This window comes from Enterococcus raffinosus (assembly GCF_001886185.1).
Lineage (GTDB): Bacteria > Bacillota > Bacilli > Lactobacillales > Enterococcaceae > Enterococcus_A > Enterococcus_A raffinosus.
Genome location: NZ_JXLA01000004.1, coordinates 1 through 21598 on the forward strand (window position 1 = coordinate 1; position 21598 = coordinate 21598).

Genomic DNA, 21598 nt, shown 5'->3' on the forward strand with positions numbered 1-21598 from the left:
TATAAAAGCGAATTATGAAATTAGCTCATCTAAGTAAAAGAAAGCGATTGTATCTAAAATTTTTCAATGCTGTTTCTTTTTTTAACTGACTAACAGTTTCCTTGTCCATTTTGAGTTCTCTCCTTATTCGTATTAAGGTATTGATTTTTTGTAAAAAAATCAGGTTTATTCTCATGCCGTATATCATTCTGCTAAAATCTTTGTACTTTGACTTGTTGAAATTTGTTGTCTGCGAATTGCACGTTTATTTACTGCGAAAAGCAGAACTGACATCCTTGTTCGTATTAAGGTATTGATTTTTTGTAAAAAAATCAGGTTTATTCTCATGCCGTATATCATTCTGCTAAAGTCTTTGTACTTTGACTTGTTGAAATTTGTTGTCTGCAAATTGCACGTTTATTTACTTCGAAAAGCAGAACTGACATCCTTATTCGTATTAAGGTATTGATTTTTTATAAAAAATCAGGTTTATTCTCATGCCGTATATCATTCTGCTAAAGTGTTTGTACTTTGACTTGTTGAAATTTGTTGTCTGCGAATTGCACGTTTATTTACTGCGAAAAGCAGAACTGACATCCTTGTTCGTATTAAGGTATTGATTTTTTGTAAAAAAATCAGGTTTATTCTCATGCCGTATATCATTCTGCTAAAGTCTTTGTACTTTGACTTGTTGAAATTTGTTGTCTGCAAATTGCACGTTTATTTACTTCGAAAAGCAGAACTGACATCCTTATTCGTATTAAGGTATTGATTTTTTATAAAAAATCAGGTTTATTCTCATGCCGTATATCATTCTGCTAAAGTGTTTGTACTTTGACTTGTTGAAATTTGTTGTCTGCGAATTGCACGTTTATTTACTGCGAAAAGCAGAACTGACATCCTTATTGGTAGTAAAAGACTGATCGCCTCTTATTGAGCGACTTTTTGATACAAAGACAGCATCTCGATTGCCACTTCTCGGAGTGTCATGGTGGTCATCAGGTGATCTTGTGCATGGACCATGATGATTTCCATTTCAATTTTTTCTCCGCTGGCATATTGCTGTAAGAGTTCAGTTTGTGCTTTGTGTGCTTTGACTAGTGAATCATTTGCTTCGTTCAAATGTACCTCAGCTTCTTCATAATTTCCTTCACGCATACTTTTGAAGCCTTCATGTACAAGAGTTCGAGCATCCCCACTACTCAAAATAATTTCAAATGCTGCTTCTTGTAATTTTTCTGAGTCCATTGTTTTCTCCTTTTATGATGTTTTTTCAAATTGATCAATAAATGCTTTGATAAAGTTATCAAAAGTATCACTGAAAGCTAAGGCTTTTCTGAAGCTATCATCTTCCATGATTTCTACCAACATTTGACTAACCTTGTCTATCTCGAACTTTCCTAACTTATCTGGTGACAGCAAGAAAACCAATTGAATCTTTTGATACTCTTCACTCCAGTCAATCCCCTCTGGCACTACAGCAACCGCCACATAACCTTCATTGGTCAGTGCTTCGATTGGATGAGGAACAGCCATAAATTCTGAAAATACTACCGAGCTGTAGGATTCTCTAAGCTTTAACTGGTTTAAAAAGCTTTCCTGCAAGTCATTTTGTTCAACTGCTTCAATTTTGCCAATCAATTCTTTTAGTACCGTTTCTTTTGTTAGCCTTTTATCAGCAAAATAGAACAGCTCTGATTGGAAACTTCGCTTAATTAATTCAACTTTTTCTTCCACCATTTCGACCTGCTTATTTTCCTCACAGGTATTGAAATGACCACCCTTAGTACTAGATATTTCATGATTGATCTTTTTAATGTCTTCTTCCCCTAAAAAAACACTGACATTAACAATCGGTGCGTTTAAAACAATATTTCCCAAATTAATGGATGAAATAACCAAATCAATCTGACTGAGGTCCTGCTCAGCGATCTCGTAGTAGCTGATGACCTTTTCAATCAGAATTCTGGAACCAAATTCTCGCTCTAAACGATTTTTGATCATCTGAGAACTGCCTAAGCCAGTCGCGCAAATGACTAAGACATGTGTTTTTTGATCATTGAAGTAGCGTTCAACCGCTGCTGTTATGTGGATAGCCAGATAAGCCCACTCTCCTTCGGTCATTCGATAGGAGCTAAATATCGGCATCTTGGAAAAGTAATTGACTGTCAGTTCATACAAATCTGGATATTGCGACTTGATTTCCTCCAGCAAGGGATTCTCAATACTGGAGTTGTTCTGCAGCCTTGTTAGCAATGGAATGAAGTGAATCATCAAACCATCAATTAAGATCGTATCATGTTCCAAGTCAAACGGTGTATCCTGGTCAATCGCCTTCAATGTTTCCAACAATTGCGATCGAATTTCAGCCTCTGTCGCATCCGCTTTTTGAAAAATCGTTTTAGCGGTAATTTTATTCTTCAAGTGAAGAGCAATAAAATCCGCTTCTTCAGAAGAAAACGTGAGCCCCATCGCCTGTTCGATCCTCGCTAATATTTTCAACGCGGTTTGATATTCAATCGAATCCTCGTCAAAAGCAATCGGCGCTTGGATATCCATCAAAAAACCGTTTTGAATCCGTTTGATCGCTAAGCCGATATGGAGGACTAAATTGTAAACGATGAAATCTGAAAGCTTTAATTGGGATTCCCGACATTCATCTAAAACAATAATGACAATTTCCTCGACACTGATTCCTTCTAATAAATTCGCGTACATGGAAAAGGCAAACAAATTGTCATGCAAACGATCCATAAAAAAGTAATTCATAATAAAGTGGCGGATATTCTGTTCATTCCCTACGACGAAGATCCCTTTATTACTTTTACTTTGAAGCTCGATTTGATACGGTGTGATCAGTTTTTTTATTTCAACTAGATCGTTCGATATGGTTGAGCGAGAAACGAATAGCTCATCTGCGATTGCATCAACGTAAACGGCACTTTGTTCAAAAAATAGGCGGTTTAAAATATAGTATTGTCGATCATTTGATTCCTGAATCGTCGTAATATCCTTTGAAGTAGACTGTTCCTTTACTTCATTCAGATAAAACACATCAAATTTTTTGCTATCTTCAATTTTCAACTGATAGCCATTTCCTTGCTTCGCGTCGATGGTTGCAACAGCTTCCTTTTTCAATGCATCCTCTAGCAGATGCAGATATTTTCTGGCTGTTCGATTGGAAACATCAATTCCCGAAGCAATTTCTTGGCTCGTCAAATACGTGTGCCTATGATCAAAAAGCAGTTTTAGGATTTGTGTTTCTCTTTTGCTCAACATAGCTCTCAACCTTTACTCAATATTTTCAAGAATCACTTTAGACAATTTATCGATCCCCATTGGAATTGGAACATAAGCCTGTGGCGGGATGTTGACAATCGGCTTATTAACTTTCTTCGCACTCTTTTCTAAGCTGTCAAAGTACATCTTCGTTTGCGGACTAACAAGGTATAAATCATATTCATCCTTCGCAATCGTACTTGCTCCTTGCGATTGAGACGTCGCATCTACTTGGATTTCTTCTCCTTTTCCTTGTAAGTTCTCTGTTGTTTTTTTAGCGATTACTGATGAAGACATTCCTCCGGCACAAATAATTAATGCTTTTTTCATCGTTTTTTTTCCTCCCTATTCGTTCTTATTTTTATCTCCCCTGTCACTAGGGAGCTTCTTTAGGCTAAATTCTCACCATTTGACGCAATGACTTGCTTGAACCAATCAAATGACTCTTTTTTGCTCCGTTCCAAGGTTCCATTGCCTTCGTTGTCCCGATCCACATAAATGAAGCCATAACGTTTTTTCATTTCGCCAGTTCCAGCGGAGATTAAATCAATACAGCCCCAAGGCGTGTACCCCATTAAATCAACACCATCTTCCACGACCGCTTTCTTCATTTCTTTGATATGATCGCGGAAATATTCGATTCGATAAGTGTCATGAACGCTGCCATCGGCTTCTTTTTCATCGATGGCGCCAAAACCATTTTCCACAATAAATAATGGGACATGGTAGTGGTCTGTGAACCAGTTTAATGAATAACGCAATCCTTCTGGATCGATTTGCCATCCCCAGTCTGAGATACCGATATATTCGTTTCTGACAAAATCCTCCTGCTCATGGTAATCGAAATAAACATTCTCCTCTTTATGCGTGATGGCAAAGGACATGTAGTAACTAAAGCCGATATAATCGACGGTCCCTTTTTTCAATTCTGCTAAATCTTCAGGTGTTACATCTAAATCATAACCTTTTCTATCGAAGTATGTCATCATGTAACCTGGATAAGTGCCGTGCACGTGAACATCCGTGAAGTAATAGCGTTTTTCCATCGCCTTCTGTGCCATCAGGACATCTGCTGGCTTACAGGTCGCAGGATAGATCGGACACATGGCGATCATACAGCCAATCTCAAAATCTGGATTGATTGCTTTACCGATTTGAACAGCCTTTGCACTGGCCACTAACTCGTAATGAGCGGCTTGGTACATAATTTGTTCGCGATCGTCACCTTCTTTGTAGGCAATTCCAGAGTTCGTAAATGGGAAAAATTGATCATTGTAATTGGCTTGGTTATTAATTTCATTAAAGGTCATCCAGTACTTCACTTTGTCTTTATAGCGGTTAAAACAAACCTCTGCGAACTTCACAAAGAAATCGATCAACTTGCGATTGGCAAATCCACCATACTCGGTCACTAAATGATACGGCAACTCAAAATGTGAAAGTGTCACAACAGGCTCGATCCCATATTTCAAACACTCATCAAAGAGATCATCGTAAAATTTCAGTCCTGCTTCGTTTGGTACTTCCTCGTCGCCCTTTGGAAAAATCCTCGTCCACGCAATGGAGGTGCGGAAGCATTTGAAGCCCATTTCAGCAAACAACGCGATGTCTTCTTTATAGCGATGATAAAAATCAATCCCTTCATGGTTGGGATAATACTCTCCTTCAAGAACCCCATCTGTGATCCTTCGAGAAATCCCAGGTCCGCCGACCGTCATTACATCTGCAACACTTATTCCTTTACCATCTTCTTGCCAGGCACCCTCAAGCTGATGAGCGGCTACTGCACCTCCCCACAAAAAATCTTTTGGAAATCCTGTCATACATTTACCTTCCTTTCCTTTTCTATCCTCATCATAGTCGGTAGCGTTTACATTTAGAACTTAGACTTTTGCCACAACGTTGTGGCAATTTATTGGCTGCGGCAGTTTCTATAGAAGAAAAACGGCTGATTGACGCAAAAAAACACCTAAGATAGAGAATTCTGTCTTAGGTGCTTTTATCAAATTGATTTATTTTTTATTTGTATTTTTTCTTCAAATAAATGTAGAAAGGAATTCCTAATGCTGTGATCAAGATACCGACCATTGCTAATGAGAATTGGTTGATTAAGGTCATCACTAGGATGAAGACACCACCGATAATTGCAACGATTGGAATGAATGGATACAGCGGTACTTTGTATGGACGAACCAAATCTGGTTCTGTTTTTCTTAATTTGATTACCGCGATAAATACTAATGTGTAGAAGATCCAAATAACGAATACCAGCATGTCTGTTAGCATATCGAATCCACCGACCATCATCATACCGATAGCGATCACTAATTCTAGGATACCCGCAATGTATGGCACATGGTTTTTGTTTAGTTTCACTAATTTATCAGAGAATGGCAATTGTTTTTCAAGTCCCATTGTATAAGGAAGACGCATACCAGTCATTGTGTAGCCGTTGATTGTTCCGTATACAGAAATCAAGATACCGATGGTTACTAGCTTACCACCCATGCCGCCGAATATTTTTCCAGCAACATCCATCGCCGCATTTTCGTTTCCTGCTAAAGCAGACATATCAATGGTGCGTAGGAAAGCAAATTGAACCAATAAGTAGACAACCATGATTCCTAAGATTCCGCCTGCGATAGCACGAGGCAAATCACGCGCAGGTTTTTTCAACTCACCAGCGATATTTCCGACGTGAATCCAGCCATCATAAGCGAACATTGTTGCTAATAGTCCGGCACCTAATGCTGGAGCGAATCCACCAACAGCCGGTCCCGCTTGAACTGGGAACAAGCTGACAGATACATCTCCTTGACGTAGCAAACCGAAGATTACGATCAATGCTAGGGGAACTAGCTTACAAACTAAAGTTACCGATTGGAACATTCCTCCGGCCTTTGAGCCTAAGAAATTGATTAACATGATTGACGCTGCAGCGACGATTGCGATCGGAATGATCGTTGCATCGCTCATACCGAATAAGTTCTTGAACTGAGTGGCAAAAATAATTGCTAAAGCAGCTACGTTTGCTGGGAAGTAGATAACTACTTGTGCCCAGCCAAGTAAAAAGCTCCAAAATTCTCCGTATGCGCGTTCAATATAGCGCAACATCCCACCGGTTTCGGGAATCGCTGCGGCTAATTCCGCACCTGTCAGTCCAGCACAGACACTGATTAATCCACCTAGGAACCAAGACAACATGTGTAAACTGGTTGACCCTGTTACTGCAGCAACACTGGCTGCTTTAAAGAATACCCCTGCACCAATTACAGTACCCATTACTGTCGAAAGGGCCGGGAAAAATGTCATTGTTCGTTTTAGTTCACCTTGTTGTGAACCAACGATTTCTTGTTGGTCGACTGCCATTATTTTTCCTCCTTATATCGAAGCGACTGTTTGTTCACTTCTTAACTTGAGCTTCAAATCAAATAATTGAAGTTATTACATAAAAGAAATAAAACAAAAAATTGCGCTATACCAAGTATTTAATAACTTCCTTCATTTGTTCGGACATTATTTTAACATGGAGAAAGAAAAAGGGAAACGTTATTTTAAACATTTCCTTTTTTCTTAGTCCCCCCTCATGTTCTATTAAGAAATTCCTGTCCTTTTATGAATTGACTTTATCAAAAGACACTTTTGTTTCGACACCTTCTGCCTTAAATTTCGCTGATAATCTTTCTAACATTTCATCAGTCATTTTATCTAAATCAAAGTTTGGACTGAAGTCCCACTCTTTACGTGCACAACTGTCGTCGATGGAGTTTGGCCAAGAATTCGCAATTCCTTGACGGGCTGGATCTACATCATAGTTTAATTCGAAGTCTGGAATACGACGGCGAATGGATGCGGCAATTTGTTCTGGCTCAAAGGACATCGCGGTAATATTGAATGAATTGCGGTGTTCTAAACGATTGGCATCTGCATTCATTAATTTCACGATTCCTTCGATCGCGTCATCCATGTACATCATGTCCATATAGGTACCTTTATCGATGAATGATGTGTAAGATTTGTTTTTTAATGCTTCATAATAAATATCTACTGCGTAATCTGTAGTACCGCCACCAGGTTCTACTTTGTAGGAGATCAAGCCTGGGAAACGAACGGAACGAGTGTCCACACCATATTTTGTATGATAGTAATTTTCTAATAATTCACCCGCTACTTTTGTCACCCCATACATGGTGGTAGGATGCATCACTGTATCTTGCGGTGTGTTGTCTGGTTCACAGTCTGGACCGTAGGCCGCAATAGATGATGGTGCGAAGAATTTAGTTTCAGGTCCAATTTCACGTGCCACTTCTAACGCATTCATTAACCCTGTCATATTTAAGTTCCAAGCAAATGCTGGACGTTTTTCAGCGGTTGCTGAGAGCAATGCGGCTAAATGAATGATTGTATCCACTTCATAACGTTTTGCAACATCTAAAAAGCTGTCGTAGTCTGTTACATCTAATTCTTCAAATTGACCATTTTCTACTACTGGGCTGCCTTCAACAGTACGGATATCTGTTGAGATAACATTTTTCTCCCCAAGATCGTTACGTAATCTTTCAGTTAATTCTGAACCAATTTGTCCTAATGCGCCTGTGATTAATACTTTTTTCATGGATGTGACTTCCTCTCTCTATTTGTATTAAATGTATTTTTTATTGAACGGTTTCTTTGATGATGCCTAATTCTTTACCGACTTTTTCATATACCTTGATTGCGTCATCTAGCATTTCTTTTGTATGACCTGCATTTGGCATATTCCGAACACGGCCAGTTCCCAGTGGAACAGTTGGGTAGACGATTGGTTTTACATAAACACCGTTTTCTAATAATTTTTTCGAGAATTCCTGTGCTAGTTTTTCATCCCCAACGATGACTGGTGTGATTGGTGTTTCTGATTTTCCGATGTCATAGCCGATACGTTCCAATTCTGATTTGAAATAATTGGCATTGTCCCAAAGTGTGTCCACATATTCTGGATGTTCCTCAATTAAATCGATGGCTTGGATACATGCTCCTGCAGCTCCTGGTGTTAATGAAGTAGAGAATAAGAATGGACGTGCTTGTGATTTCAACCAAGTAATCAATTGTTTCGTACCTGCGACATAACCGCCGACAACACCGATTCCTTTTGATAAAGTCCCCATTTGGAAATCAATATGGTCCTGCATGTCAAAATGTTTTACAGTACCGTGACCTTTACCCATGACACCTGTTCCATGAGCGTCATCAACATAAGTAATGACATTGTATTTTTCACAAATCTCAACAATCTCAGGGATCTTCGCTACATCGCCGTCCATTGAAAAGACGCCGTCTGTAATGTACATGACTTTGTTGTATTCGCCGCTTTCAGTCGCTGCTTTCGCTTTTGCTTCCAAATCTTCCATGTCTTGGTGGTTCACACGAATAATTTTTGCACCAGACAAACGACAGCCATCAATGATTGATGCGTGATTTAATTCATCAGATAGAATAGCATCACCTTTTTTCATAACCGCTGAAATAGCACCCATATTACAGTTGAAGCCAGATTGGAAAGCAATCGCTGCTTCGGTTCCTTTGAATTCCGCGATTTTTTCTTCTAATTTTTGGTGAATGTCTAAAGTTCCATTGATTGTCCGAACTGCTCCAGCACCTGCACCATAATGTTTCGTTGCTTCCACATCTGCTTCGATCAACTCAGGGCGAGTAGCAAATCCTAGATAGTTGTTAGAGGCAAGGTTGATCATTTTCTTACCATTAACAGTAATGATTGGACCATTGCTTCCTTCTAACACATCGATTGTGTTGAACAATCCTTTTTCTTTTAGATCTTCCAAGTTCGTTTCAAGAAATTGGTCAAGAACTTTTGAACTCATAACGATTCTCCTCCATAACGATTATTGCGCAATCAGAGTTGTTATTTTTACTCTTAGAACTTTGAACAACTCATGGTATTGTTTGCGCTTTCTTTGTTTACACTCTTAGTCTAGCCGCCTTTGATAACGTTTACAACTTTAACCCTCGACAATTCTTTGAATTATAATAAAAGTTAGAATCTTTCTAATTGATTCTATTTAATTATCGATTATTTAGTTTTTGGAGCGAGAAACTGAGACTATTTTATTTTTTTAACTATTCAAAATATAACGTGCTCTATTTCACAATGATTATTTGAAAATGATTTAAAAGAAGTTGGATTTTTATGTAAACGCTTATATAACGGTCTAATGTCCTGATTTTATTACGCGATTTTACTCACAATTTATGGGATGATTTCTAAATAAAAACAAAAAGACTGTTTTTTTACTATCTCTGCTTGTTTCTAATCGTTTACAAATAAAAGTCGTTATCATTTTCATATAAAACCGCGATTTCATAGTTTCTGATCGATTTTGGCAAAAAAAGAATGAATTTTTGCTAAAAAAAGAAAACACTCAGGAGAAAACGATTGTTTCACTTTGCCCCTAGCTTTTCTTCTTTTTGAAAAGAATATCCTGAGAGAGAATTTCGTTAGGATGTTATTTTCAAATGTTCTATCTATTGTCATCTCTTTGAAAAAAATTTTTGCGGGTAAAGTGGGAAATTTTTTTATTTTTTCGTTAAAAGTTGAATTCGTTTTTCTTCGTATTTAGCGGTATGATATTTTCAAACAGAAAAAAAGAAACCGGATACATCAGAGAGAGGATGAAGAGAACCATGAGAAAGATCGTACAGACTACCCCTTTAAGTCAACGTCAATTATTTTCAATGAAGAAGGAGACCCTTGAGGCTAAAATCATTGCCTATTACGAGCACTCACAGAATGCTGCGGACATCATACAATATGCTGTGGCGATCATGGTGAGAAATGCACTGGTTTGCGGCGATTACGCGACGATTTGCCAAGAGTTAATTCGACAATTATTTATGACAGCTGCGCCTTGTGATGCTATGCGAAAGTATTGTCTCTTATTTGAAGAATATTTTTCCAAGACTGAGTGGACGAACGTCGTTAAGCGAGTCTTTCTCAACCAACGGGAATACCAGCAGTATGCTGAAAAGGCTCGTATATATAAGAAGATTTTGGATATCCCTAACACTGGTTCTCGGAAAAATCTCGATCTCGACATCCGGCTAGTCTCTATATTTGAAGATGCGAATGGTAAAAAACATACACTGACGATACGAGATGCCGATGAAACAAAAACAAGAGCGCAAGCCGCGAGAACATTAAAAATTTTAACTACCTTAACTATCTTCAAAAAAGCAGATGGCACACGAAAATTTGTCAAGCTCGTCAAAAACAATCGTCCCGGTGAAAAAGATACTTACGACGAGGAAACTGAAATCGACGATCTGACTGAACTGGACCAAATTTTTGATGTTGAACCAGCAAAAGCTGAATCCATTGAACTCTTTGTTCCAGCCGACTTCGATCCAAACACGTTAACAGAGTCAGAACTGCTAACCGTTGTTCAAGCAGAGCATCCAGAAGTGAACAGTTTAGAAACTCTCCATTTGACCTTTTCTAAGAAGGAAACTGAAAAGTTTATATTAGCAAAACCAGCTGCGGGAGATACTATTGAAGTGCCTCCAAAAGCAACTAGCAACAGTCAGAAAACTTCTACATTAGTCAAGGATCATAATGCCGTCGAAGTCGCTAATCCGCCAGTTGAACCGACTAAGAAACCAAAATTAGTCCAGCCACGTACAAATAAGCAGGGCTATCGGTTTAATCTGATCAAAGATTGGCTAAAAAGGAATACTTAATACAGACGAAATCTCTGCTGTCAGGGTTGATTTCGTTTGGTCATTTCTACTGAGTAATAAAAAAGCTCCCTCGAATGCTAGAGAATCTCTAACATTCAAGAGAGGTAAATTCATTATACTCAGTCAATAATCAAGCAATTCAATGACTTGCTGTATTCCAATACGACAGTTTTGGCGATATCTTGGTCGATTTTTCCTTCTTCTTCTAATTGATTGATCAATTTCACGACCGTATCATTGTCTTTTCGTTCGTTCACTTGAATTTTTTGGATTAGCTTGTCCAGTTTTTTCCGGATGGTCGGATAACTGGTTGAGTAAGTCCCCGCTAACTCCTTAATTGAACCGGAAGATAAAATAAATTTTTTTACAAAATTGATTTCTTCCTCGTTTAATTCTGAGAACCAGCGAGGGATTTGTTCATTTTTCATTATAGACCTCTTTTCTTCGCTACATCATTTACGAGCGATAGTTGTTTTTTTAATTAATGTAATACTGCCGATGATTAGTGCTATACCACACCAAATCAGCAGATAATTTATCGTGTTTCCCGTCTTAGGAAGCTCCTTTTTCGTTGACTCGGTCGCGCCATTTATCGTTTGGTTTCGAACAGAGATATTCGCGAGCGCGTTCATACCTGTTTAAAAACGATTGAGCAACGCCTAGGCTCTTTGACTACGAGTCAAACAATTAAATTAAATACCGGAAACGAAATCACTTCCTTTATTCTTGATGACATTCTGTATTTTTCTTCCAATAAAGGACACGTTCTTTCTCTTCATACTAGAAACGATCAGTATCTGATCAATCAAACCACCTTGAACAATTTGGAAGAGCAGCTCTCAGAAAGTTTTTTACGCTGTCATCGCAGTTTCTTGATTCATAAAAAAGCGATTGTCTCTATTGCCAAAAATTTTTCCTCGGTTACTCTAGAAAACGGCGTAGAAATTCCTGTAGCTGTTCGAAAAAAAGGACAATTAAAATCGCTGCAATCCAAATTGCTTTATTGTTCCTAACAAAAAACCGCTGAAGGATTCTTGCGCCTTCAGCGGTTTTTCAACTTATTCTCTCTTCATTCTTTTTAGTTCCATCATTCCGATAAGCACGATGATTCCCATTCCTGTTAAAGTCAGAATTAGTGAGCCTGAGTGTTTTTCTCCAGTAGCGGGTAATTTCTTCGTACTTGTTTGGCGCTGCCCGGCAACAGGTAAAGTTCTTGCCGTTGCATATGTGGTTGTTCCCCCATCTGCAACTGGATTCCCTTGACCATTGCCCGGATTATTCCCTCCACTCACTGGCACCTCTTTCGATGCTGCTTTTACATAAACATAAGTAATGGTTTGTTCCTCTGCCTGATACGTTCCCTTCGCATTTTTTGGTGTTTCTTTAACCGTCCAGCCTTCAATGTCCTTAGCGGTTGTTTCATAGGCTTCATCGATGATGCCTGCTTTCTGTTCTGAAGGCGCTAACTCCTTGCCTGCCTCATCCACGTATTGAATCTTGATCGTACTTTTGTTTGTATAGATATAGGTAACAACTTGAGGTTCTAACGTGTATTTTCCGGCAGCTTGTCCAATCCTTTCTTTCAATCGGTACCCTTTGAATTTCTTTTCTTCGGTTTGATAAGACGAATCCACTTCGTCAGTCATTGAGAGCGGCTTCGCTAATTGTTTGCCCTCTTCAGTCAAATAATTGACAATGACGAGTGATTTTTGCTTCTTGTAAATAACCGTAATGACCTGATCTTCTTTTTTGTATCTTGCGTCACTGTCTAATCCCTTGACTTCCTTCCATTGGTAGCCAGCGATTTCTTTATTTAGTTTTTCAATAGGAAGCGGAGTACCAATCGGCTGTTTTCCAGTAAAACTTTCCGCTATCTCATCACCCGCTTCGTCTTGGTATTGAATCGTGACACTTCCTAATTCAATCGGTTCTGTAATCTTCTTATAGACATAAGTGACTTTGGTGATCCCATCAACGTACTCACCCTCTGTATTTCCTTTTACTTCACTGAATTCGTAACCATCGATCTCCTTTTGAACCGTTGTATATTTTTCCCCAACTTCAGCAATCGTCACTTCGCTATTCAGAAGCGGATGCCCTGTTTCATCCTGATATTCCACAATCAGAACACCCTTTTCAGTTCCAGAGCCCTTCTTCGCATAAATCAACGTCACTTCCTGATCTTGTGTAGTAAATGTTCCGCTGACTTGACCATCAATCCCTTTTAAAACATAGCCGTCAAAAGGTTTCACTTCCGCCGTATAAATTGTCTCTACATCCCCTGTTAATACGACATCTGCACTTAATGGATTCTGTTCTTCATCTTGATAATGAACCGTTACTTTCCCTTGAGCTGCTGGATTTTTCGTATAAACATAGATAACTTGAGTAACACCTGACGTATACTTGCCAGCTGCATTCCCCTTTATCTCCTTCAGCGTGTAGCCTTCAATATCTTTTTGGACAGTTGTATAATCACTGCCAATCTCTCCCGACGACAGCTCATCACCAGCCAACGGTTTTCCTGCCTCATCTTGATACTGTACCAGCACGATCCCTTTTTCCTTGGCAGCTTTCCCATAGATCAAGGTGATTTCCTTGGGCTCATCACTGAAGATACCCGTAATGGAATCTCCTTCCTTCACACCAGAAAAGACATAATCATCAATTTGTTTGATTTGAGCGTGGTAGGTTTCTCCCAACGCCCCCGTCAGCGTTTCATCTGGACTGATTTGAACCAGCTGCTTGTTTTCATCATAGGTCATATAATGAACGATCACCGGCTCCGATTTTTTCCAAACAGCATACAGCGTCTCATTCCCTTTTGGTATCGTAATAGATTGCCCGGCAGCTAAATCAGCATCTGGATCTTTTGCGTCCTTATCCTTTGACCACCCAGCAAATTGATACCCTTCTCGTGTTGCATGCAGATCCATACCCGCTGGGATCGTTTGAGTCAAATCCTTATAGCCTACTTGATAATAGGTCTCGGGCTGTGTTCCTTCGTAGTAAATCGTTCCTTCATATTTCGCAAGTGCCGTTCCCAAATCAAATATCCCGCCATTGCTGTCATATTTGATCCAATCAATCTCTACAGAACCAATATCTGCCTTTGCCGTTCGCGGCAAGCCACGCTGGTCTTCAGCGACATTGCGCAAATTCTCTACTTGATCATCTGCTAATTTCTCTGGCGCTATTGGTACCGTTGGCAGAATGATCGCATCGCTGGATGTCCCTGCTTTGATTTTATTGTAGTTCTCTACGAGGCCGACCGGCGCTGTGCCAAAAACATTTTCCATCGTGACTGACGTCGCTGTTCCATTATCATAGCCGAGGTTCGATTCAAGGTTTCCCGCGCCAGCCACTGTGCCATCAGCAATATTATTTTTACTTGCTGTTTTGGCTTTATTTCCAACAAATAAATTATTGGCGTATCGTCCAGCAGAAAGATTTGTAATATAGCCTGAACTGCCGATTGCTCCGCCATCGTATGCTGCTTCATTTTCAACAAAGCTATTGTTGATGTAATCAACAGCGGCTCTTCTTCCTTCAGTAATACCGCCATTTGCATAAATCTGTATCGCTCCGCCATTATTTAATGAAGTATCCTGCCCTAATGCTTTGTTTTGATAAAACGTATTATTAATGAATGTCGCAGCGCTGGCGATATTGTCATTGGTTTGAATCAGAATGGCCCCGCCATCGTCCCCAGCTACATTGCCAACAAAAGAATTGCCTTCAAATAAAATATCTGTCCCTGTAACAGTATTGAAGAAGGCAATCGCGCCACCGTCAGCAAGCTTTGCCTTGCCGCCGCCTGAAACATCTTCAACTGATTTATTGCCTTCAAAATAATTGTTCTTGAAGGTGAACTTCGCTGATGCACTTGGTTGGAAGAAGTAGATTGCTCCGCCTTCGCCGCCGACATTTCCTGTTCCCGCCTGCATGGTTTGATTGCCGATAAATTTCGAATTGTACGCCTTGAAATTCGCCGAGTAGCCTTTACAAGCAATCGCTCCGCCTGAGTAACCAGAAGCATTGTTCACATTATTAGAAAACGTACAATTTTGCAGCGTCGTATTTCCACTAGTGTAAAAGGCGCTGCCATCATCATAGCCTCGAAAATTATTGACGATCGTATTCTCTAAAATGAACTCACCTTTATACCCAGAGACTGTCAGTGCGCGGGTATTATTTCCTAACCCTTCAAAAGTAAAGTTTTTAAGCGTTAAGCTTGAAGCTGTACTACCAGTTCCTCCGGTATAAGTAAATAACTGTTTTACCGCTGTAGACTGCAAGGTCTTGCCGCCGCCATCTACTTCAACTTCATAAGCAGACTCTACTAAACCAATCGTTGCACTGATATCCGTTGGAAAACTATTGCTTAAAGTAACTCGGCGATTTTCCGGCGCATTCTTTACCGCATCCTGAAGTTCGACGATCGTATCCACCGCTACTTCGTCAGCTGCAGCACGTTCTCCAAACATAACTGATAAACAAATACCTGCAATCAAACTGGCTAAAACGATTCCTTTCTTTTTCATATGTATCCCCCTACCCCTTTTAAAAACATTTGTTATTTTTAGAAATGAAAATTACTAAAACCCAACTTTACATCAGGTAATAAACCAGTTATATCGAACTTTGCATAGATTATTTAATCCTTATTTTCTCCTTTACTGATTAATAATTTACTCAATATAATTCATTTTTTAAAGATTTTATATTAAATATTGATTATTTATAACCATTGTAATTTAAAAACTTTTTTTGTTCAATAGTTTTTAAAAAATAATTTATGTAGATTATTTTTTGCTTTATCACGCTGTTAAATACCTTTATTTATTAACAAAAGACAAAAAATATTCCGTTTCAAAAATAACAATTAATTAAAAAGGATTAAAAAAAGACTCATCCTAATGATGAGTCTCCTTTACTGCTGCTATTCAAAAATAATTAGAATCGTTTACTATTATGGTAGATCATTTCCCGCCGCAAAGTATATATCGTACCATTCTTGCTTCGTAAGAGTTACCTCTCCACCTGCGGCACTTTCTTTGATTCGCGTAGGATTCATGGTGCCTAAGATCACTTGCATATTTGCTGGATGACGCAAGATCCAAGCCGTCGCGATCGCATTTTTATTTGTATTGTATTTTTTCGCTAATTTTTCTAATAGTTCATTCAATTCTGGGAATTTGTCGTTATCAACAAAGACTCCTTCAAAGAACCCGTATTGGAATGGCGACCACGCTTGGATCGTCACACCCTTACGACGAGAGAATTCTAACACCCCGCCATCATGGTCGAAGGAACGTGTATCTGTCATATTCGTATGCATCCCGTAATCAATCATACCTGTATGCATAATCGAGAATTGCAATTGATTGATCAACAGCTTTTGATCCACATGTGCTTGCAACAGTTGGAATTGCTCTGGGTTAAAGTTTGATACACCAAAGTGACGAACTTTTCCACTTGCTTGCAGAATATCAAAGGCTTCCGCGATCTCTTCTGGTTCCATCAATGGATCTGGGCGGTGCAACAGATAACTATCTAAGTAATCGATCCCCATCCGTTCCAAAATACCATCTACAGAGTCTAATAGATGCTGTTTCGAAAAATCATAGCGTTTCTCATCGCCAGTCACGATGCCGCCTTTTGATTGAATGAAGAATTTGTCTCGAGAGATGTTGGCTTCTTTTAACGCTTCACCAAAAACCAATTCTGATTTTCCATCACCGTACATATCCGCCGAATCAATAAAATTAATACCACTTTCTAAAGCTGTCTCCAGAACTTCCGCTGCTTTTGTGGAAGTTAGCGCTGACATTCGCATGATTCCTAGTGCAATCGCTGAAGTTTCCCAATAGCTGCTGCCGATTTTTCGTTGTAACATGGTGTCCATCCTCTCTGATAAAACATTTTTTTCTTACTTATAAAAGTATAGACTATTTCCCTCATAAAAAAAATCCCTAGCACTCAGAATCTCATTCAAGAGGCTGTCGCTTGACCCGCAGTGCTTCTCTTTCGTATGCTTAGTTCCAAAGGAGGCTTCCTCTATGTACTCGATGCTGAAAAAAATTATTACCGAAAAAGATATACATCGTCAAATCTTACTCTTGGAGCAGCTTTTGAATCACCCGCAGCTGACCGCTAAAGAACTAGCAAAGAACATCGGAACCACTGAACGAACAATTTTCTCTGATTTACACCTGATTCGCCACTACCTGCCGGAGCATTGGACATTAGACTCTGATAACAGCGGGATTCGTTTGCTTTCACAGGAAAAGGCGTTGACCAATGATCTATGGGAAGCTTTTTTGCCCCATTCAGTCAGCTTGCAATTAATCAAAGAACTTTTTTTTACGAAGGAACTGAATATTCTTCGTTTTCTTGATGAAACGGGCGTCTCCTACGAAACGCTTAAGCGCCATCGAGCAAAAATCAATCGACAGCTGCAGTCCTTTAACATTAAAATTCGCCTAACCTCAACAAACGCCTATCTAATTGGCGAAGAAAGTGCTATTCGGATTTTTTATCATCGACTGCTGCTTCCCTTCACCCATAACAATTACTTCTTTGAGGATTATTCGATCCATGAAGAACATTATCTCTATTTTTTGACAAAGAGGATTACTGACGGCTTATCTGTTGAGACAGAACAGATTTTTGGCATCTGCTGGTTTTTTATCAACAGTATTCGCATCAAGGCTGGCTGCTCAATCAATGACTTCAGCTTTGAAGCCAACGATCCGCTTTTTAGTCTTTACGCACCACTACTAAAAGAGCTCTATGAAAAAGAAGGCGTCTATTTGCAAGAGGAGGAAATCTTTTTTGCCTTTTTCTGCTTTTTAGAAAGCTGGAACTACAACAATCCCTTGGGCAAGAATGTTTCAAAGGTGTTAACGCAGGAATACCCGTTGCTGCGAAAGAACGCTCAGGAAGCGGTTCAGGAAATTGCGGATGCCCTCCATTTACAAGCGTTGCTGCAAACAAACTTAGCAACAAACATCGTGCTTTTGTTGTTAAAATACGCTGAATCGCCAGTATTGTCGAAGCAATTTCAACTAGAATATCAGGAACTGCTGCTGCAAAGAAATGACCAATATGCTATTTTGGCCGAAGCCAGTACCAAGCTGTTTAAACGTTTGCCGCAATTTTCTACAATTGGAGATACTACCTATTTCGTCAACCTCTTTTCTCTTTTGGGTCAGCAAGCGATTTATACGATTCAGCCGCCTAGCAAAACCGTCTTTTTCATTTTCCAAAGCGAGCCGTCCTGGAAAGCCTTCTTGCAGCAGGAACTAGGAGACCTTTTAGGAAAACGGGTGAACCTCGTTCCGCTAGAAATTTCTCAATTGCCGGAAACGATGATGGGGGCCGGAGACCTGATTCTCTCTAATATTCCGCTAGATTCGATGCCCGTCCCTATACTCTATTTATCCACCATTCCAACTAAAAATGAGCTCAGTCAATTGACTGAACTCACTTCACATTCTTATTTATAAGTAAAACGGTTAGTCATTCTGGTAACGACTGACCGCTTTTTCTTTTCTCCGAAAAATCCCTTTGCTGATCCTCTTCTCGATTTCAACGACTAGGAACAGCAGCAATGCATTGGCTAAAATTACTAATTGCTGCGCCGGACTAAGTGCCGTTGTTCCAATTAGCTGCTGCGCCAAAGGAAGGAAGACCACACCTGCTTGGAGAATAAAGAGAATGCCTAATGAGAGAAACAAAAACTTATTCTCGAAGAACCGGCGATTGATCGCCGGATCGAACAGCTCACGACAATTGATCATGTATACTGCCTGCCCTAAAACAATGCTTTGTAAAAGAATGGTCTGCTGCAGCGCCGCTCCTTCAAAGCGCATAGATAAGAAGTAGGCTGGAATCATGATCAGCAGAGAGACATACAGAATCCGAAAGAAGCTATAGCCTGATAGTATCCCCAGCTTTGTATCTCTTGGCGGACGCGTCATCGTATCGCTACTTGCTTTTTCAAAGCCTAAAGCATAGGAGAGCGTGATTGTGGTCACCATATTCACCCACAATATTTGAATCGGTGTCAACGGTAGCGGACGGTTCATTAAGAGAGCCAATATCACGATCAACCCTTGTGCCAAAGCTGTAGGTAAAAAGAAATTAATCGTCTTTTGCAGATTATCAAAAATCCGACGCCCCTCTTTAACTGCTTTTACAATTGTATAGAAGTTATCGTCTGCTAACACCATATCAGCGGCCTGCTTGCTTACCTCGCTGCCTTTGATCCCCATCGCGATCCCAATATCTGCTTGCTTCAGAGCCGGCGCATCATTCACGCCATCGCCGGTCATCCCAACAACTTCTTCATTTTTCTGCAACGCAGTCACGATTCTCAGCTTATGATCAGGCGTCGTCCGAGCAAATACGTCCACCTGCCCAACGACTTCAGCCAATTCCTCATCTGACATTCCGTCAATGTCGGCCCCCTCTAGTAGTTTAGCCGTGTGCTTCAAGCCAATTTGTTCGCTGATCGCTTGTGCCGTTGCTTTATGATCTCCAGTAATCATTTTCACTGAGATTCCAGCCTGCTGCGCCTGAGCTACTGCACGAATCGCACTCTCTTTTGGCGGATCAATAATCCCCGCCAAGCCAGCAAAGGTTAAGCCATGTAAGGCGTCATGGGTTAATTCCGCAGAAGAAACCTTTTTATATCCGAATCCCAGAACACGCTGCCCTCTGCTAGCCAACGCTAAACCACGCTTTTCCCACTTACTTTTTTCCGTATTTTCTAACGCTGCTTTTTCTAATAATACTTCCGGTGCCCCCTTAATAAAAATCACGTACTCATCATCAACGGCATGTAGTGTTGCCATATACTTATAGCTAGAGCTGAAGGGAATCTTCCCTAACACTGGTTTTAGCTGCTGATTTTCCTCGTCTACATACTTCAATAGCGCCAGCTCTGTTGGATTGCCATGGATTTCTTCGATTTTTTGCTCATCTTTGGTTTTTAAATCCTGGCAGTTGTTCATGATTTCCTTCACTAACGTTGGTTTCTCCGTGACAACCTCCTGCACAGTCATCTCATTTTTCGTGAGCGTTCCTGTTTTATCTGAACAGATCACAGTCATCGATCCTAACGTCTCTACCGCTGGCATGCCTTTGATAATCGCATTCTCATCAGCCATCTCTTTGACACCCATGGATAAAATCATTGTTAAGACGGCTGGTAGTCCTTCAGGAATCATCGCAACAATCAACGCGATACTCGCCGAGAACATCAAGCTCCAATCCATTCCATACCTGAAACTCGTAAAGAAGAGTAAAAACACAATTAATGCTAAAATCCCTCTAAAGATTTGCTTGTTTAACTGGTGCATCTTTTTTACTAACGGTGTTGTCTGAGACTGAATCGACTGCAACGCATGATTGATTTTTCCGATTTCAGTGGCGTCTCCTGTTTCAATAACCACACCACGTGCTGAACCTGTTTGTACCAGCGTACCTGAAAAGGCCATATTTAGCTGATCCCCAGCTAGAGCCTCTTGCGCAATCGCATCAACCTTCTTTTCAACTGCCTCTGATTCACCAGTTAAGATCGATTCCTCTACCGTTAAGTCATGTACCTCGATCAAACGTAAATCTGCAGGAATCACATCGCCTGCCTTCAAGAGAACAATATCTCCTCGAACCAGCTCCTCTGAATTTACTTCAAGCGCTTGGCCTTCATTTAAAACCGTGGCTTCCTGCCCCATCATCTGCTTTAATCCGTCTAATGATTCCTCCGCTTTACGCTCTTGCCAATAGCCTACAAAGCCATTGACGATTACAACTAGGAAAATAATACTGCCTTCAACCATTTCACCTGTCACAAATTTCAATAGCGCTGCAACAATCAAAACCACCATCAATAAATCTGTAAAATGCTTGGCGATTTTACGCCACAATGGAACCTGCTCCTTTTCTTCCATCTTATTCGGTCCATTGTTTTTCAAACGTGTCTTCCGTTCTTCTTTTGTTAATCCAGCGACCTGTGAGTCTGTTTTATGTAAAACATCTTTTACTGATAATTGATACCATTTCATATGTATTCCTCCATCTCATTCATTTGATACCTTAAGTATACGGAGAAATCACAATTTTTAAGGTCGATAATTTCATGGAAGACTGAAATAATTGTGTTTTAGCAAACAAAAAAAGCGCCACTCCAAAATGAAGTGCCGCTATGCCACAATAAGACTAGTGTAAAAAGTTTTGCAGATCATCGCCGTATTCGTCGATCTTCTTCGTTGTCAAAATTGTCCCTGCAACTAAAACGCCGCCTACGATAAGTGTACTAGCAACCATAAACTTAAATAATGATTTCATGCTATTTCCCTCCTGCGTTTTTTTATTAATGAAAAACGAAACCGTTAAAACTCGCTTAACTGTCTCGACCATTTTATATATTAAACATAGCATAAGTGATTGAAAGTATCTTCTAATATGCTTAAACGCTTGGTGCAAGGTTTTTGAACAAATAAAAAATTTCTTGTCTAACATGGGTGGAATAATAATTTTCACATGGTCTATGTTTATTTGTGCTTCTAAGATCAATTTGATTAACCAGAGAACAGAT

At 39.8% G+C, this 21598-nt stretch carries 16 protein-coding genes; 3 read left to right on the forward strand and 13 right to left on the reverse strand.

Features of this window, described 5'->3' with window-relative positions:
* Nucleotides 1-909: 909 nt before the first annotated feature.
* From RV13_RS02625 to RV13_RS02655, 7 genes are all read right to left on the reverse strand, one after another.
* Entirely contained in the window at nt 910-1227 is a 318-nt protein-coding gene (locus RV13_RS02625; RefSeq protein WP_010747037.1) for a PTS cellobiose transporter subunit IIA, read from the reverse strand.
* 12 nt (nt 1228-1239) lie between these two features.
* Complete coding sequence (locus RV13_RS02630) at nt 1240-3258, reverse strand: BglG family transcription antiterminator (RefSeq protein WP_010747038.1); 2019 nt, start codon at nt 3256-3258, stop codon at nt 1240-1242.
* Nucleotides 3259-3270: 12 nt separating this feature from the next.
* The gene (locus RV13_RS02635; RefSeq protein ID WP_010747039.1) at nt 3271-3588 is read right to left on the reverse strand and encodes a PTS cellobiose transporter subunit IIB; all 318 of its coding nucleotides are present in this window, start codon (nt 3586-3588) and stop codon (nt 3271-3273) included.
* A 59-nt stretch (nt 3589-3647) separates the two neighbouring features.
* A complete protein-coding gene (locus RV13_RS02640; RefSeq protein ID WP_010747040.1) occupies nt 3648-5081 on the reverse strand; it encodes a 6-phospho-beta-glucosidase in 1434 nt (477 codons plus the stop codon).
* A gap of 196 nt (nt 5082-5277) precedes the next feature.
* A complete protein-coding gene (locus RV13_RS02645; RefSeq protein ID WP_010747041.1) occupies nt 5278-6627 on the reverse strand; it encodes an APC family permease in 1350 nt (449 codons plus the stop codon).
* 244 nt (nt 6628-6871) lie between these two features.
* Nucleotides 6872-7873 carry an NAD-dependent epimerase/dehydratase family protein gene (locus tag RV13_RS02650; protein WP_010747042.1) on the reverse strand — a complete coding sequence of 334 codons (1002 nt, stop codon included), beginning with the start codon at nt 7871-7873 and terminating at the stop codon, nt 6872-6874.
* 40 nt (nt 7874-7913) lie between these two features.
* Nucleotides 7914-9119, reverse strand: a complete 1206-nt coding sequence (locus RV13_RS02655) for a glycine C-acetyltransferase (RefSeq protein WP_010747043.1) — start codon at nt 9117-9119, stop codon at nt 7914-7916.
* An 820-nt stretch (nt 9120-9939) separates the two neighbouring features.
* Here RV13_RS02655 and RV13_RS02660 point away from each other — a divergent pair.
* Nucleotides 9940-10992, forward strand: coding sequence for a hypothetical protein (locus RV13_RS02660; RefSeq protein WP_010747044.1), 1053 nt, complete (start codon nt 9940-9942; stop codon nt 10990-10992).
* Between the two features lie 119 nt (nt 10993-11111).
* On the opposite strand, the gene RV13_RS02665 is transcribed toward RV13_RS02660, so the two are convergent.
* Both RV13_RS02665 and RV13_RS02670 read right to left on the reverse strand, forming a co-directional pair.
* Complete coding sequence (locus tag RV13_RS02665) at nt 11112-11420, reverse strand: DUF2089 family protein (protein ID WP_010747045.1); 309 nt, start codon at nt 11418-11420, stop codon at nt 11112-11114.
* A 24-nt stretch (nt 11421-11444) separates the two neighbouring features.
* Nucleotides 11445-11624, reverse strand: coding sequence for an LPXTG cell wall anchor domain-containing protein (locus RV13_RS02670; protein WP_051095950.1), 180 nt, complete (start codon nt 11622-11624; stop codon nt 11445-11447).
* On the opposite strand from RV13_RS02670, the gene RV13_RS02675 reads away from it, so the two are divergent.
* Nucleotides 11589-12005 carry a LytR/AlgR family response regulator transcription factor gene (locus tag RV13_RS02675; protein ID WP_060789104.1) on the forward strand — a complete coding sequence of 139 codons (417 nt, stop codon included), beginning with the start codon at nt 11589-11591 and terminating at the stop codon, nt 12003-12005. The two genes, RV13_RS02670 and RV13_RS02675, sit on opposite strands and share 36 nt — an antisense overlap.
* A gap of 45 nt (nt 12006-12050) precedes the next feature.
* Here the strand turns inward: RV13_RS02675 and RV13_RS02680 are convergent, their stop codons facing one another.
* Both RV13_RS02680 and RV13_RS02685 read right to left on the reverse strand, forming a co-directional pair.
* Nucleotides 12051-15536 (reverse strand): MucBP domain-containing protein, encoded by a 3486-nt coding sequence (locus tag RV13_RS02680; protein ID WP_060789103.1) that lies wholly within the window; start codon nt 15534-15536, stop codon nt 12051-12053.
* A gap of 428 nt (nt 15537-15964) precedes the next feature.
* Nucleotides 15965-16891: an aldo/keto reductase gene (locus tag RV13_RS02685; RefSeq protein ID WP_010747048.1), complete on the reverse strand. Its 927-nt coding sequence runs from the start codon at nt 16889-16891 to the stop codon at nt 15965-15967.
* A gap of 163 nt (nt 16892-17054) precedes the next feature.
* On the opposite strand from RV13_RS02685, the gene mafR reads away from it, so the two are divergent.
* Entirely contained in the window at nt 17055-18503 is a 1449-nt protein-coding gene (gene mafR, locus RV13_RS02690; RefSeq protein ID WP_010747049.1) for a global transcriptional activator MafR, read from the forward strand.
* Nucleotides 18504-18512: 9 nt separating this feature from the next.
* Here the strand turns inward: mafR and RV13_RS02695 are convergent, their stop codons facing one another.
* A complete protein-coding gene (locus tag RV13_RS02695; RefSeq protein WP_010747050.1) occupies nt 18513-21065 on the reverse strand; it encodes an HAD-IC family P-type ATPase in 2553 nt (850 codons plus the stop codon).
* A 154-nt stretch (nt 21066-21219) separates the two neighbouring features.
* Nucleotides 21220-21348, reverse strand: a complete 129-nt coding sequence (locus RV13_RS21500) for a hypothetical protein (protein WP_010747051.1) — start codon at nt 21346-21348, stop codon at nt 21220-21222.
* Between the last annotated feature and the right edge of the window lie 250 nt (nt 21349-21598).